Origin of the sequence: Nioella sp., from assembly GCF_965215655.1 — a bacterium.
In the GTDB taxonomy this organism is placed as follows: Bacteria; Pseudomonadota; Alphaproteobacteria; order Rhodobacterales; family Rhodobacteraceae; genus Nioella.
This window is the reverse complement of the sequence record NZ_OZ244111.1, coordinates 393,008-408,529: the sequence shown is the minus strand read 5'-3', so window position 1 is coordinate 408,529 and position 15,522 is coordinate 393,008. Positions and strand designations below refer to the sequence as shown.

Here is a 15,522-nt window from a genome sequence, read left to right as displayed (position 1 = left end):
CTTTTGGGTTTTCCATTCGCCTGCGGCTTGTGTCACATAACCGTTACATTCGCCGAGGCAGCACGACATGTCCTTCACGGTTCTTCTGGCGGTCCTGGGTGCGGCCTTGCTGCATGCGGGCTGGAACGCCATCATCAAGACGGGGCTGTCGAAACAGACCTCGATGTTCCTGCTGTCGGTGGGACATGCGGCGATCGGCTTTTGTGTGGCCCTGGCCAAGCCGTTCCCCGTGGCAGAGGCCTGGCCTTGGCTGCTGGCATCCGGCCTGATCCATATGGCCTATCAGCTGTTCCTGGCATTCGCCTATGAACAGGGCGACCTGAGCCGCGTCTATCCGCTGGCACGCGGGGCCGCCCCGATGATGGTGTTGGTCGTCAGCGTGCTGTTCCTTTCCGACCCGATGGGGGTCATGGATTATGTGGGCGTGCTGGTCCTTGGTCTGGGCATCGCCTTCATGGCGCGCGGGGTCTTCACAAACGGCGAGTCGCGGCGACTGCTGCCCTATGCCTTCGGCTCCGCCATGGCCACGGCGGGCTATACGCTGGCCGACGGGTTGGGCGCGCGGGTGGCAGGCGATCCGCTGCAATATGTGGGCTGGCTGATGATGCTGTCGGCGCTGTTCTACACCCCCGCCGCGATTGCCCTGCGCGGGGTCGAGGTGATCCGGGCCAGCAGGCGGGACTGGATCATGGGGCTGATCGCCGCGGCGGCGAGCTTTGCGGCCTATGCGATTGCGGTCTGGGCCATGACGGTGGCACCGCTGGCGCTGGTCGCGGCGCTTCGGGAAACATCAATCCTTTTCGCCGTTTTGCTTGGCTGGCTGCTCTTTGGCGACAAGATGGACCGGGGCAAGATCATCGCCGCCGTGCTGATCGTCTCAGGCGTCGTTCTGACCCGGCTCTGACCAGCGAATGGTCGCGTCGCCCGCCACCATGTCACCCTTTGCCCGCTCAAACCGCAGATAGGCGATGGCCTGCCCGCCCGATTGGGTAAAGAGCGTGCCCGCCGGTTTGTCCCCCGCTGTGATCGGGGTGCCGACCGGGGCTGCCCCGTCGATCTCCACCGTGACCAGACCCTTGCGCAAGGTGGTCTTATGCTTCATCCGCGCGGTGACCTCTTGGCCCACATAGCAGCCCTTGCGGTGATCGACCCCGCGCAGCCGGTCGTAACCCGCTTCCAAAATATAGCTGTCCTCGGGGATCAGCTCGATGCCGGTCTCGGGGATGCAATGCGCCACGCGGATCGCGTCCCAGTCGATCTGCGGCGCGCTGCCTTCCACCCCATAGGCTCGCCAGCCGAGCGCCTCGTGGCGTGGGTCGGCAAAGGCCCCGTCCGGAACCTCGCCAAGGCCACGGGCCACTGGCAAGCCGCTGTCGTCGATCGTCACGGCTGCACGCAGCTTGTACATCGAGAGACGCCGAAACAGCCCCGGCGCAAGGTCACCGGCCACATCGAGCAGGATATCCTCGCCCCGGTCGAGCAGAAAGAAATCGGCCAGAAACTTGCCTTGGGGAGACAGAAGCGCGGAATAGACGAGTGCACCGGGCCGGGCGTCATGCGTCACCAACCCGTGCAAGAAGTGATGCGCATCCTTGCCCGCGATCCGCAATACAGTGCGATTCTTTGCCTTTTCGCCGGTCATCCACGTTTCCTTTCGCGTCTTCCCCGTCATATAGGACGGCAGACCGTCCTGAACCATGGGCTTTCGCAAGATGCCTGCGCCGCTGTCCATCATCATCCCCACCCTGAACGCAGCACCTTTGCTGGCGGCGACCACTGCAGCGCTGATGGAAGGCGTCGAGATGGGGTTGGTGCGCGAACTGGTGATCTCTGACGGCGGGTCCAAGGATGAAACGCACGAGGCCGCGAGGGAACTGGGCGCGGTCTGGATCAGCGGCCCGGCCAGCCGGGGCGGGCAACTGGCGCGCGGGGCGCAGGCGGCGTCAGCCCCGTGGCTGCTGTTTCTGCATGCCGACACGCATCTGGCCCCCGGATGGGGCGAGGCGGTTCTGACCCATATGAACCGCAACCCCGACCGCGCGGCCTGTTTCCGCCTTGCCTTCCGCAGCGAGGCGAGCGCCGCACGGCGTGTGGCGAGGTGGGCCAACTGGCGGACGCGGGCGCTTGGCTTGCCTTATGGCGATCAGGGGCTGCTGCTGTCGCGGGCGCACTACGACCGGGTCGGCGGCTACCCGGACCAGCCGCTTATGGAAGATGTGGCGATCGCGCGCGCCCTGAAAGACCGGCTTGTGATGCTGCCGGTGGAGGCACGGACATCGGCAGCGCGATACGAGGCGGAGGGCTGGATGAGGCGCGGGGCGCGCAACCTCGGCACGCTGCTGCGCTACCGGTTGGGGGCCGATCCGGAGCGGCTTGCACGGCGCTATCACGGCACCGATTGACCCCGCCTGCGGGGAGGGCTACCGCTTTCACATGCCCTCTCGAAAGGTCCCGAAATGAGCCTCGCCAACGGTCGTCATTACCTTGCCATTCCCGGCCCCTCCGTCATGCCCGACCGCGTGCTTCAGGCGATGCACCGTCCTGCGCCCAACATCTATACAGGGCAGTTGGTGGACATGACCGCAACCATCGTTGCGGATCTCAAGCAGGTGGCGCGGACCCGGCATGAGGTGGCGATTTATATCGCCAACGGCCATGGCGCGTGGGAAGCGGCGCTGTGCAACACCCTCTCACGGGGCGACAGAATCCTGATCCTGGGCACCGGGCGGTTCTGCCTTGGCTGGGGTGAGATGGCGCGCGGATTGGGGATCGAGACCGAGATCATCGATTTCGGCTTCCGCGCGGCGGTGGATCTGGACCGCGTGGCAGAGGCTCTGCGCGCCGATACGGGCCACAAGATCAAAGCGGTTCTGGCGGTTCAGGTCGATACGGCCTCTTCCGTGAAGAACGACATCCCCGGCCTGCGTCGCGTGCTGGATGAGACCGGCCACCCGGCGCTGCTGTTTTCCGACAATATCGCCTGCCTGGCAGTGGATGAGTTCCACATGGATGACTGGGGTGTCGATGTGATGGTGACGGGCTGCCAGAAAGGGCTGATGGTGCCGCCGGGCATGTCCTTCGTCTTTTTCAACGACAAGGCGGATGCCGCCCGCGAAACGGCTGACCTCGTGACGCCCTATTGGGATTGGCGCCCGCGTGCGAACCCCGCACTCTACTACCAGCATTTCTGCGGCACCGCGCCGACGCATCACCTGTACGGGCTGCGCGAGGCTTTGGACATGATCCTGCACGAAGAAGGGCTAGAGGCAGTCTGGCACCGCCACAAGGTGCTGGCAGGGGCTGTCTGGGCCGCGTTCGAGGCATGGGGAACGGGCACCGATATCGAGCTGAATATCACTGGCCCGGCAGAACGTTCACACGCGGTGACGACGGTTCGCATGGGGGGCGTGGCGGGCACGCGCCTGCGCCACTGGCTGGAGCAGCAGGCGGGGATCACGCTTGGCATTCCGCTTGGCGCACCGGAAGAAGACGCCAATGGCATCTTTCGCATCGGCCATATGGGGCATGTGAACGCCCATATGGTGATGGGTGTGCTCGGATCGCTTCAGGCTGGAATGACGGCTTTGCGCATTCCAAATGGGCCAGGAGGGCTCGATGCGGCTGCAGAGGTTATCGCGAAGGTTTAGAAGAATTTTCTGAAAATTCTTCCGGCCTGCACAAAATTCTTCTGGAAGAATTTTGCTGACCTGAAAAATCTTCCGGAAGATTTTTCTTAGCCGCGCGCCTCGTCCAACGCGGCGGGAAGACACTCGGCGAATGCGGCAAGATCTTCGTCGCGCCCGCAACTCACGCGGATGCAGCGATCCTGTGGGGACGTGAACGGCATACGCACGAAGATGCCTCGCGCCACCAGCCCCTGAAGCACGGACCGGGCAAAATCCCCGTCGCGACCGCAGTCGATGGCCACGAAATTGGTTGCGGACGGTAGCGGTGTCAGCCCGTTGTCCCTTGCGATCCGGCCGATCTGGTCGCGGGAGTTCGCAATCCGGGTCACCGTTTCACGCAGGTAATCCTGGTCCTCCAACGCCGCCAGCGCGGCGGCCTGCGACACGCGGCTCATGCCGAAATGGTTGCGGATCTTGTTGAAGGCGGTGATCAGCCCGGCCTCTGCGATTGCATAGCCCACGCGCATGCCCGCAAGGCCGTAAGCCTTGGAGAAGGTGCGCATGCGAATCACGCGGGTGTCGCTGGCATCAAGCGGCGGGATCGCATCGGCAGGAGCACTGTCACAATAGGCCTCGTCCAGAACCAGAAGGCAGCCTTCGGGTGCCGAATTGATCAGGTGCTGAACCGTGGCCGCATCATGCCAACTGCCCATGGGATTGTCGGGATTGGCGAAATAGAGCAGCTTGGCGCGCGTTTCATGAGCTTTTACGATCAGCGACAGCGGGTCTTCATGGTCATCGGCATAGGGCACCTTGTGAAGCTCGCCGCCGAACCCGGCCACGTGGTAGTTGAAGGTCGGGTAGGCCCCGTCCGAAGTGACCACCGCATCGCCAGGCTTGACCAGCAGACGAACCAGATAGCCAAGCAGGCCGTCGATCCCTTCACCCACCACGATGTTTTCCATGCCCACACCATGATGGGCCGCAAGCGCTGCGCGCAGATCGTAGGATTCCGGGTCGCCATACATCCACGCCTCTTTCACGGCTTCGGCGATGGCTGCCTTGGCCTTGGGAGATGGACCGAAAACGCTTTCATTGGCCCCAAGCCGCGCGCGAAAAGCCTCGCCGCGGGCCCGTTCCTGGGTTTCGGGGCCCACAAAGGGGACGGAGGCGGGCAGGCTCTGGACGAGCGATGTGTAGCGTGGACCGATCATGGCAAGAGAAGAACCCAAAAGCGAAGCGACGCGCAAGGGTTTCCCGCGCGTCGCTGGTTGTAACAGAAGGGCGGGCAGTTAGCCGATCTCTGCCAGACGCGCAAGCGCGTCCTTGATCTTGGCCTCTTCCTCTTCACGCGCAGCAAGGTTGTCGCGGGTTTCCTCGACCACTTCTGCCGGGGCGCTTTCGGCGAATTTCGGGTTGTTCAGCCGCCCGCGCAGCCCGCCCAGTTCCTTGGCGAGCTTGCCAAGCACCTTTTCCAGCCGCGCCTTTTCCTCGTCCACGTCGATGATGTCGGCAATCGGTAGGCCAAAGACCGCGCCGTCCACGGCGATGGTGACGGCGCCCTTTGGCAGCGCGTCCACCGCTTCGACGCCGACAACCCGAGCCAGCCGCAGGATCATCGCTTCGTTGCGGTTCCACGCGGCTTGCCCCTTGACGTCCAGCTCTGCCTGCAACAGCGGCACTTTCAATCCGGCGGGCACATGCATCTGCGCGCGGACGGACCGGATGGCTTCGATCAGGCCGATGACCCAGTTCATCTCGCGGTCGGCCTCGGCATCCACCAGTTCCTCGCCATAGGTCGGCCAGTCGGTGTGGACCAGCAGCTTCTCGCGCTTAGTGATCTGGCCCCACAGCTCTTCGGTGACGAAGGGCATGGTGGGGTGCAGCATTACCAGGCATTGGTCGATGACCCAGGCCATGGTGGCGCGGGTTTCCGCGATCACGGCTTCGTCGCCGGAAGCGAAGAGCGGCTTCGCAAATTCCAGGTACCAGTCGCAGACCTTGCCCCAAACGGTGGCGTAAAGCCCGTTCGCCGCATCGTTGAACCGGTAGGCATCGAGCGCCGCGTCGTGGGCCACGCGGGCGCGGGCGATCTCGCCCACGATCCAGCGGTTGACGGTTTGGGTGACAGCAGCAGGGTCGAAGCCCGGCACCGGCTTGCACTCGTTCATCTCGGCAAAGCGGGCGGCGTTCCAAATCTTGGTGGCGAAGTTGCGGTAGCCCGCGATGCGGCTCGTCGAAAGCTTCAGGTCGCGGCCCATGGCGGCCATGGAGGCGAGCGTGAAGCGCACCGCATCGGCGCCGTATTCGTCAATCAGTTCCAGCGGGTCCAGCACATTGCCCAGGGACTTGGACATCTTCTTGCCCTTCTCGTCCCTCACGAGGGCATGGACATAGACCGTGTGGAAGGGGATCTGGTCGACCACGGCAAGCTGCATCATCATCATCCGGGCGACCCAGAAGAAGATGATGTCGAAGCCGGTGATGAGCGTCGAGGTCGGGAAATACTTGGCATAGGCGTCGGTTTCCTCGGGCCAGCCGAGCGTGCCGATGGGCCAGAGGCCGGAAGAGAACCAGGTGTCCAGCACGTCCTCATCCCGGGTCAGCGCCTTGCCGCCCGACATGACAATCGCCTCGTCCTCGGTTGCGGCGCAGTATTCGTTGCCGTCCTCGTCATACCAAACCGGAATCTGGTGCCCCCACCATAGCTGGCGGCTGATGCACCAGGGCTCGATATTTTCCAGCCAGTGGTAATAAGTCTTGGCGTCGCGTTCCGGCAGGATACGGGTGTAGCCTGCGGTTTCGTCGAATTCCCCGGCCTCCTGCGCGGCCATGCCCTGCCGGACGGCGTCCAAAGCGGGGCCGACGATCTTGGCGGCATCCACGAACCACTGGTCGGTCAGGTAGGGCTCAATCGCAACCTTCGACCGGTCGCCATGGGGCACCATGTGCTTGTCTTCGTCGATCCCGTCGAGCCAGCCATTGTCGCGTGCTTCGGTCACGATGGCATCACGCGCCTCGTAACGATCCATGCCGTCGTAACGTTCGATGGCCGCGCCGATCATGTCGGCCGGGCAGCCCTCTGCGAAATCGTCATTGCCGCGCAGGAACATCGCCGCGCGGGTGGTCATGATGTTGATAGCTTTCAGCCCCGTCCGTTTGCCGACTTCCATGTCGTTGAAGTCATGGGCGGGCGTGATCTTCACGGCACCGGTGCCCTTGTCCGGGTCGGCGTACTCGTCGGCCACGATGGGAATGGAGCGGCCACAGATCGGCAGCGTGACGGTCTTGCCAATGAGGTGGGCATAGCGCCGGTCCTCGGGGTGGACGGCCACGCCGGTATCGCCCAGCATCGTTTCGGGGCGCGTCGTGGCGACGGTCAGGTAATCGCGGGTTTCCCAGTCGGTCGGGTTGCCTTCCTCGTCGAACTCAATCGGATGCTCATAGGTCTCGCCGCCATCGAGCTTGTAGCGCAGGCGCCACATCTTGCCGTTCACCTCGACCTGCTCGACCTCCAGATCGGAAATCGCGGTCTCGAAATGCGGGTCCCAGTTCACCAGCCGCTTGCCGCGATAGATGAAGCCCTTGTTGTACATCTCCACGAAGACCTTGATGACGGCATCGTGGAAATTGGCGTGGTTGCCGCGATCCGGGTCGCCTTCGGCGCCGCCCATGGTGAAGGCCTCGCGCGACCAGTCGCAGGAGGCACCGAGGCGCTTCAACTGCCCGATGATGGTGCCGCGCGAATTGACCTTCTGCTGCCAGACGCGGTCGAGGAATTTCTCACGCCCCATTTCGCGGCGCGACGGCTCACCATTCGCCGCCATCTCTCGTTCGGTCACCATCTGCGTGGCGATGCCCGCATGGTCGGTGCCGGGCTGCCAGAGCGTGTCAAACCCGCGCATCCGGTGCCAGCGCACAAGGATATCCTGCAACGTGTTGTTGAAGGCATGACCCATATGCAGGCTGCCGGTCACATTGGGCGGCGGGATCATGATGCAGAAGGTCTCATCCCGGCTGGCATTGGCACCAGCGGCAAAGGCGTTCGTCTCGTCCCATTTCGCCAGGATCTTCGGTTCGGCCTCGGCGGCGTTAAAGGTCTTTTCCATCGCCTGCATGTCCCATGTTTTTAGCTTGAAGGTGACTTATCCTCTATCGGGTGAAAGGCCAAGGCCACGGGAACGGGAATTGCGGTGAAATCGCGTGGGCTGGACAGTTCGCGCGGGCTTGATACCTATGAAGGCGAGGCAAGTCGGAGCGGATCATGAAATTCGGAAGCAGCCAGTCGGTGACGCGGGAAGAGGACCAGCGGTTCCTGACCGGGCAAGGGCGTTACGTGGACGACATCGCGCCGGAGGGGGCGCTGCACTGCTACCTGCTGCGCAGCCCGGTGGCCCATGCGGAAATCACGGAACTGGAGGTGAGCGCGGCGCGGGATATGTCCGGCGTGCATCTTGTGGTGACGGCGGCGGATCTGGCGGCGGCGGGGCTGGCCAATTCCATCCCCTTCACGGTGATCGACACCGAAGACGGGGGCAAGGCCGCCGCCCCGCGCCGCCCGATCCTTGCCGAAGGCCGGGTACGCTTCGTGGGCGAACCCGTGGTGTTCATCGTGGCCGAGACCATGGCCGCCGCGCGGGATGCGGCGGAACTGGTCGTGCTCGATTTCGACGAGTTGGAGCCGAAGCTCGACGTGGCCCTTGGTGGACCGGAAATCCACCCCGAAGCGCCCGGAAACCTCTGCTATTCCTGGGGGGCTGGTGACAAAGAGGCCGCAGATAGGGCGCTGGCGGACGCGGCTCATGTGGTCGCCGTCACGGTCGAGGACAACCGGATCATGTGCGCCAGCATGGAGCCGCGCGCCATCACTGCCGAGATGCAGGGCGAGCGGTTGCATGTCTGCGAGAACGGGCAAGGGGTCTGGACCAAGAAGGCCGAGATCACCGCGTGGTTGGGGATGGACCCTGAGGACGTTCTGGTGACCACGCCCGACGTGGGCGGTGCGTTTGGCATGAAAACCATGCGCTACCCGGAACATTTCCTTCTATCCTTCGCGGCGCGGGAATTGCGCCAGCCCGTGCGCTGGATGGCCGACCGAACGGAATCGATGCTGTCGGACAATGGCGGGCGCGACCTGACCTGCACGGCGGAACTGGCGTTTGACGCCAATTTCAAGCTGACAGGATATCGCCTACACACGGTCTCGAACGTGGGGGCCTATGTGTCGGGCTTCGCCCAAATCATCCAGAGCCGCCTGTTTTCCCACGTCTTTCCCGGCGTCTACGATGTGCAGGCGGCCTACATGAACAACAAGGCGGTGTTCACCAATACGACGCAGGTTGATGCCTATCGAGGGGCCGGACGGCCAGAGGCGATCTATGTGCTGGAACGTGCCATGGACCATGCGGCGCGGGTTCTGGGGGTGGACCCGATGGAGCTGCGCCGCCGGGCGTTCATTGCTCCCGGCCAGATGCCCTACAAAACCGCGGCGGGCGAGCTTTACGATTCGGGCGATTTCGCGCGGGCGATGGACCGGGCGGCGCGGGAGGCCGACACCGCCGGGTTCGACGCGCGCCGGGCCGAAAGTGCCGCGAAGGGCAAGCTACGTGGACAGGGGCATGAGACAGTCTACAAACAGCTGCTGCGCGACCGGTTGGGGCTCGATCTGGATCAGATCGAGATCGTGCAAGGCGACAGCGACCAGATCGCCAAGGGGGGTGGCACTGGCGGGTCTCGGTCGGTCACGGTTCAGGGCTCGGCCATCTACGCCACCTCGGACGTGCTGCTGGATGGGCTTATGCCCTTTGCCGAAGAGGTGATCGGTGCGGAAGGGGCCCGGTTCGACCCGGAGGAGGCAGTGTTCCGCGCGCCGGGGTCGAATACGGTCGTGGGGCTGATGGAACTGGCCGAACGGGCCGAGGCAGAGGGCCGCGCCGACCTGCTGGTGGCCCAGAAGGAAATCCGCAACGCGGGACGGTCCTTCCCCAATGGCTGCCACATCGCAGAGGTGGAGATCGACCCCGAAACCGGTTTGTTAACCATCGAGCGCTATACGGTGACGGACGATCTGGGCAACCTCATGAACCCGATGCTGGTCGAGGGGCAGATCCATGGCGGCATTGCGCAGGGGGCCGGGCAGGCGATGAACGAACGGGTGGTCTTCGATGAAAACGGGCAGCTGCTGACCGCCAGTTTCATGGATTACGGTATGCCGCGCGCGGGCGATTTCCCGTTTTTCGACTTCCACTCGGAGCCCACGGAAACGCACACCAACATGCTCGGCATGAAAGGCTGTGGCGAGGCGGGGACCATTGGCGCGATGGCGGCGGTGGCGAACGCGGTTCAGGATGCGCTTTGGCCCGTGGGGGTCAGGGTTGCGGATATGCCGTTCACACCGCATCGTGTCTGGCAGATGATCGAGGAGGCGAAGGGGAGCAGTGGCACCGATCAGGGGTAAATGGTCTTTCTGGCGCGGGTTTCGCAACGAGGAACCACGCCTGCCGGATGTCCGGCCCGCCTGTACCCATGTGGTGCTGCTCGATGGCACCATGTCCACCCTGCGCCGGGGCCAGGAGACCAATGTCGGCCTGACCTACCGGCTGCTGTCCGAACTGCCCCAATCGGCCAATGTGATGCTGTATTACGAGCCCGGCATCCAGTGGCGCGGCGTCAAACGCTCGGTCGAGGTGCTGGCCGGGGTCGGGATCAACCGCCAGATCAAGCGTGCCTATCTGTTCCTGGCCCGCAACTATCACCCCGGCGACCGCATCTTCCTGATGGGCTATTCGCGCGGGGCCTTCGCTGTCAGATCGCTTGCAGGGCTCATCGACAAGCTGGGCCTGCTGCGGCCCGCGCAGATCAGCGAAGACGCGCTGGAGCGGCTCTATTGCCTTTATCAGGAGGCCCCGGACAGCCAGCAGGCGCGCGCCTTCCGCGCCTCTCGGTGTCATGACCGGGTGCGGATCGAGATGGTGGGCGTTTATGATACGGTGCGCGCGCTTGGGCTGCGCTGGCCTTTGCTTTGGCGGTTGGCCCCGCAGACGCATGAATTTCACAGCCATGAGTTGGGGGCCTCGACCCGCCACGGGCGCCACGCGCTGGCAATGGACGAAACCCGCGATGTCTATGCGCCCGTAATGTGGACCCTGCCCGAGGGGCGTGAGGGCGACGTGATCCAGATGTGGTTTCGCGGCACCCATGGGGATGTGGGCGGCCAGCTTGGCGACTGGCAGGCGGCACGACCGCTGGCGAATATCCCGCTGGCCTGGATGCTGGGAGAGGCGGAACATTGCGGTCTGCCCCTGCCGCCCCACTGGCGCAGCCGCTACCTGACCGATCCCGGTGCGCCCTCGGTCGGGACCATGCGCGGCTGGAGCCGGATCTTCGTGCTGCGTCACAAGCGGCGGATCGGGCTGGACCGGTCCGAGAGGGTGCATCCAAGCGCCCTGCCCGCCGCGCGCCAGGCCGGGTTGCCGGTCATGTCGGACGGGGCGCTGCGGATTGGATAGAGATTTCGCCGCCTTCGGCGTCGATCCGGGAACGACCGGTCTCAGACCCCCTTTGGGGGCCTTCGCCCGCCCGTGAGGGGGGACGCCCCCCCTTCACCCCCCGCTTGGCGGCGTTGGCGCAGAATTCATGCTTTGCGTGGCTTGGCCCGTAGCGTCGGGTCCGCCTGCGCGGGATCCTCGGGCCAGGGATGCTTGGGATAGCGAGCGCGCATGTCCTTGCGCACATCGGCATAGCTGCCCGCCCAGAAGCCGGGCAGATCGGTCGTGGTCTGCACCGGGCGACCTGCGGGCGACAGCAACGTCATGCGCAAAGGCTGGCGGTCCTGCCCAATGGTCGGATGGGTCGTGGTGCCGAAGACCTCTTGCAGGCGCAGGGCCACTTCAGGCGCATCGCCAGAGTAATCAATCGCAGCCTTGCGGCCCATGGGCGTAACCCAATGCGCGGGGGCGAGCCGGTCAAGCGCCTGCTGCTGATCCCAGTCAAGAAGGGACTTAAGCGCCTCGGTCGGGTCCAGCCGTTTGAGATCGGCGGCGCTGCTTTGATCGGTCAGGAAGGGGGCGAGCCAGGTTTCCAACCCGTCCATAAGGGCCGCGTCCGAGACATCGACAAGACCGGAGACCCGCAGTCTGGCCCGCAGGAGTGTCGCCGATTTTGACCAGTTCAGAACATCGAGACCGAGATCCCTTAGACCGGCAATCAGGGCGGTTGTGATCGCCTCGGGCGGGGCATCCTTCCAGATCCGGTCCTGAAGGATCAACGCGCCGAACCGCTCCTCTTGCCGCGCCACCACCCGCCGGTCCCTGCGCGACCAGTCGCAACGCTGCACCCAGGTGATCCGGTCGGCATAAAGCCCGCGCAACTCACCCTCGCTGAGTGCCACCGCCTGACGGATGCGCGCCTCGCGTGGGTTGCCATCGAGGTCGGTCGCCACGATCAGCCGCTGCCCGGCCAGTGCATCGCCATCGGGCATCACCGCGCCTTTCCCGCCGGACAGGATATAGCGGGGCGCATCGCCCCTGCGGCGCAGCCCGATGCGGTCGGGATAGGCCAGCGCGGCCTGCTCGGCGAGGCTGTGTTGTGGCCCCTTGGCGAAACGGGCGAGGCGTCTGGCCTCTTCCTTGATGCGTGTCACCGCCCCCCGGTCCGCATTCATCCCGCCGGGATTGTCCAACGCGCGCAACCGCAACGAGAGGTCCGTGCCCCGGTTGCGCAGCGGATCGCGTTCCGACAGCAGGGCCGCCAGACGCTCCGTTCCCTTGCCGCCCATGGCCAGCATATGGGCGAGGCGCGGATGCAGCGGCATGCGCGACAAAACCTTGCCATGATCCGTCACAAGGCCCGCGTCGGTCAGCGCGCCAAGGCCCCGCAACAGGGCCTGTGCCTCTGCCAGTGCCCCTGACGGGGGAGGCGTCAGAAAGGCAAGGTCAGCCCCATCCCCCGCCCCCCAAAGCGCAAGATCGAGCGCCAGCGACGCAAGGTCGGCGGCCTCGATCTCGGCAGGGGGAAAGGCGGGCAAGGCCCCCTCGCCACCCCTTGTCCAGTTGCGATAGCAAATGCCCTCTGCTACCCGGCCAGCACGGCCCCGGCGCTGATCCGCCTCGGCGCGGCTGACCGCTTCGGTCACCAGCCGGGACATACCGGAGGAGGGATCGAACCGGGCGCGGCGGGCGCAGCCCCCATCCACCACCACGCGAATATCGGGGATGGTCAGCGAGGTTTCGGCAATCGACGTCGCCAGCACCAGCTTGCGCCGCCCTTTCGGCTCGGGGCTGAGGGCTGCCCGTTGCGCGGACAGGGGCATGGCGCCGAACAGCTGGTGCATCACCACATTGCCCGGCAGATCCGCCAGCAGCGCGGCGGTGCGACGGATCTCGCCCTCACCGGGCAGGAAGGCCAGAATACCGCCATCCGTTTCCCTCAGGGCCTGCCGGATGAGGCCCGCCATGGCTTGCTCGAACCGCTCTTCCCTGCGGGGCGGGGCGTCGCGCCAGCGGGTCTTGACCGGGTAGGCCTTGCCTTCGGAGGTCACGACCGGGGCATCGTCAAGAAGGGTGGCGACCGGTGCGGCGTCCAACGTGGCGGACATCACAAGCACCAGCAGATCCTCTCGCAGCGCGCCGCGCACTTCCCATGTCAGGGCAAGCCCCAGATCCGCATTGAGGGAGCGTTCGTGAAATTCATCGAAGATCACCGCACCGATACCCGGCAGTTCCGGCTCGTCCTGCAACATCCGCGTCAGGATGCCTTCGGTCACAACTTCCACCTGCGTGTCAGGCCCCACTTTGCTCTCACCGCGCACCCGATAGCCGATGGTCTGGCCGGGCTGTTCCCCCAACGTTTCGGCCATGCGTTCGGCAGCGGCCCGCGCGGCCAGGCGGCGGGGTTCCAGCATCAGGATGCGCCCCGGTGCAATCCCCGCCTCCAGCAGGGCCAGCGGCACGCGGGTGGTCTTGCCCGCCCCCGGCGGGGCTTGCAGGACAGCACGGCCATGGTCGCGCAGGGCGGCCTCAAGCTCGGGCAGGATGGGGTCAATGGGCAGGCGGGTCACGGGGATCGGGTCAGTCCACAAGTAAAAGGCGCACCCGGCCATAAAGCGTCTGAGTTTCCACCCGCGTCAACCGCCACGCCCCGTCTTCCATCTGCGAGAACTCTGCGTTGAACGCAAACACCTGCCGTTCGGCCAGATCCTCGGATGAGAACCCCGCAAGCCGGCGATAGGCCCCGGCACAGCGGGCCACCTCGCCCCCCAAGACCACGGGGCCAAGCGTGATCGAGGAGCGCCGGACACCATCGAACACGAGGATCGACCAGTCACAGAGCGCATCAAAGCCGCGTGGCCGGGCGATCATGTAAAGGGCGCTCATCGGGTCGATGGTGTCCGATTGTCGTGCGGGGTCAAGCGCCCAAGGGCCCGGATCGGTCAGAGACAGGGCGTGCAGGATCGTCGGAATGCCGTTTTCATAGCCAAGCGCCACCTCGCTGAGCCGCCTGCCCGTATCGACGTCTTCGCGATAGGCCAGAGGACGCAAGCCGCCTGCCTCGATCAGCCCCTCGCTGGCCAGATCGAAACGGATCTCCCGGAACGCCCCGGCAAGGCCCGCACTTGTCACGCGCCCCGCCGCTGCGTAACTGTCGCCGGTCTCATTCGCTTGCAGGATCGCCTCGGCCACCCTCAAAGGGCCGAACCTGATCTGGTATCGCGCCGTACAATCCGCCTGTGCAAAGGCACTGGCCGGAAACAGGAACAAAAACAAAACCAGACGGATCACGCGCCTCTTCCCAATGGCATAACGCCGCGCCGGGTGGACAAGGCGGCACCGGGCGGGGCAAACAGCAACACGCGCCGGACTGCATGGCGCCTATTCCAAGCTTAGCCGCAATAGACGATGGTTTGATGACCGACACCCGCCTGCCCGCCGATCTGACCGACCGCATCCTTGCCGGGGAACGCCGTGCATTGGCCCGCGCCGTGACGCTGGTTGAAAGCACGCGGGCAGATCATCGGGCTGAGGCGACGGCCTTGCTGGAAACGCTTCAGGGCCATGGGCGGCAGGCGTTGCGGATCGGATTGTCGGGCACGCCGGGGGTGGGCAAATCCACCTTCACCGAAAGCTTCGGCATGATGCTGGTGAAACAGGGGCTTAAGGTCGCCGTCCTCGCGGTCGATCCCAGTTCAACCCGCTCCGGCGGGTCGATCCTTGGCGACAAGACCCGGATGGAACAGCTCAGCCGCCAGAAGAATGCCTTTATCCGGCCCTCGCCGTCGCTGTCTCATCTGGGTGGCGTATCGCGCCGCACAAGAGAGGCCGTAGCGCTTTGCGAGGCTGCCGGTTTTGACGTGATCATTGTGGAGACCGTGGGCGTCGGCCAGTCCGAGACCATGGTGGCCGAGATGTGCGACCTGTTCGTTCTGCTGCTGGCCCCGGCTGGCGGTGACGAATTGCAGGGTGTCAAACGTGGCATCATGGAGATTGCCGACCTCATTCTGGTCAACAAGGCCGATGGCGATCTGAAGGCCACAGCCACGCGGACCTGTGCCGACTATGCCGGGGCGCTAAGGCTGCTGCGCAAACGCGCGCGCGACCCACAGGATTTCCCAAAGGCGCTGACAGTCTCAGCGGTGGAGGGCGACGGGTTGGAACGGGCATGGGACGAGATGCAGGCGCTGGCCGACTGGCGCAAGCAGCATGGCATCTGGCAGGAACGGCGGGCGGAACAGGCACGTCACTGGTTCGAGGAAGAGGTGCGATCCGGCCTGCTGGCGCGGCTGACGGGTGATCCCGCGATGCGGGCGCGCATGGCAGAGCTTGGCGCAGCCGTGGCCCGCGGCGATACCTCGCCCGATGCGGCAGCGGCGGAATTGCTGGCGGGGCTGACAGGCTAGGCC

Annotated in this window: 11 protein-coding genes; 6 read left to right on the top strand and 5 right to left on the bottom strand. The window is 65.0% G+C overall.

The genetic code is table 11. The annotated features are described in order from the left end of the window. The first annotated feature begins 67 nt into the window (after nucleotides 1-67). The gene (locus ACOOEX_RS02040; RefSeq protein WP_420396903.1) at nucleotides 68-904 is read left to right on the top strand and encodes an EamA family transporter; all 837 of its coding nucleotides are present in this window, start codon (nucleotides 68-70) and stop codon (nucleotides 902-904) included. Here the strand turns inward: ACOOEX_RS02040 and ACOOEX_RS02035 are convergent. Continuing rightward, entirely contained in the window at nucleotides 878-1,642 is a 765-nt protein-coding gene (locus ACOOEX_RS02035) for a YgfZ/GcvT domain-containing protein (protein WP_420396902.1), read from the bottom strand. The genes ACOOEX_RS02040 and ACOOEX_RS02035 overlap by 27 nt on opposite strands. A 70-nt stretch (nucleotides 1,643-1,712) precedes the next feature. On the opposite strand from ACOOEX_RS02035, the gene ACOOEX_RS02030 reads away from it, so the two are divergent. Further along, nucleotides 1,713-2,402 (top strand): TIGR04283 family arsenosugar biosynthesis glycosyltransferase, encoded by a 690-nt coding sequence (locus ACOOEX_RS02030; protein WP_420396901.1) that lies wholly within the window; start codon nucleotides 1,713-1,715, stop codon nucleotides 2,400-2,402. Nucleotides 2,403-2,456: 54 nt separating this feature from the next. After that, entirely contained in the window at nucleotides 2,457-3,647 is a 1,191-nt protein-coding gene (locus ACOOEX_RS02025) for a pyridoxal-phosphate-dependent aminotransferase family protein (protein WP_420396900.1), read from the top strand. A gap of 86 nt (nucleotides 3,648-3,733) precedes the next feature. Here ACOOEX_RS02025 and ACOOEX_RS02020 read toward each other — a convergent pair whose 3' ends face one another. Together ACOOEX_RS02020 and ACOOEX_RS02015 are read right to left on the bottom strand one after the other, a co-directional pair. Continuing rightward, nucleotides 3,734-4,840, bottom strand: coding sequence for a pyridoxal phosphate-dependent aminotransferase (locus ACOOEX_RS02020; RefSeq protein ID WP_420396899.1), 1,107 nt, complete (start codon nucleotides 4,838-4,840; stop codon nucleotides 3,734-3,736). 78 nt (nucleotides 4,841-4,918) lie between these two features. Beyond that, nucleotides 4,919-7,735, bottom strand: a complete 2,817-nt coding sequence (locus tag ACOOEX_RS02015) for a valine--tRNA ligase (RefSeq protein ID WP_420396898.1) — start codon at nucleotides 7,733-7,735, stop codon at nucleotides 4,919-4,921. Nucleotides 7,736-7,890: 155 nt separating this feature from the next. Between ACOOEX_RS02015 and ACOOEX_RS02010 the strand changes: the two genes are divergently transcribed. Both ACOOEX_RS02010 and ACOOEX_RS02005 read left to right on the top strand, forming a co-directional pair. Continuing rightward, complete coding sequence (locus ACOOEX_RS02010; protein ID WP_420396897.1) at nucleotides 7,891-10,083, top strand: xanthine dehydrogenase family protein molybdopterin-binding subunit; 2,193 nt, start codon at nucleotides 7,891-7,893, stop codon at nucleotides 10,081-10,083. Next, nucleotides 10,064-11,134, top strand: a complete 1,071-nt coding sequence (locus tag ACOOEX_RS02005) for a DUF2235 domain-containing protein (RefSeq protein WP_420396896.1) — start codon at nucleotides 10,064-10,066, stop codon at nucleotides 11,132-11,134. Before ACOOEX_RS02010 ends, ACOOEX_RS02005 begins: the two co-directional genes overlap by 20 nt. A gap of 125 nt (nucleotides 11,135-11,259) precedes the next feature. Here ACOOEX_RS02005 and hrpB read toward each other — a convergent pair whose 3' ends face one another. Both hrpB and ACOOEX_RS01995 read right to left on the bottom strand, forming a co-directional pair. Further along, complete coding sequence (gene hrpB, locus ACOOEX_RS02000; protein ID WP_420396895.1) at nucleotides 11,260-13,725, bottom strand: ATP-dependent helicase HrpB; 2,466 nt, start codon at nucleotides 13,723-13,725, stop codon at nucleotides 11,260-11,262. Next, nucleotides 13,694-14,404, bottom strand: a complete 711-nt coding sequence (locus tag ACOOEX_RS01995; RefSeq protein ID WP_420396894.1) for a DUF3108 domain-containing protein — start codon at nucleotides 14,402-14,404, stop codon at nucleotides 13,694-13,696. The genes hrpB and ACOOEX_RS01995 overlap by 32 nt, the downstream gene beginning before the upstream one ends. A gap of 125 nt (nucleotides 14,405-14,529) precedes the next feature. On the opposite strand from ACOOEX_RS01995, the gene meaB reads away from it, so the two are divergent. Further along, nucleotides 14,530-15,519, top strand: a complete 990-nt coding sequence (gene meaB, locus ACOOEX_RS01990; RefSeq protein ID WP_420396893.1) for a methylmalonyl Co-A mutase-associated GTPase MeaB — start codon at nucleotides 14,530-14,532, stop codon at nucleotides 15,517-15,519. Nucleotides 15,520-15,522: the final 3 nt, after the last annotated feature.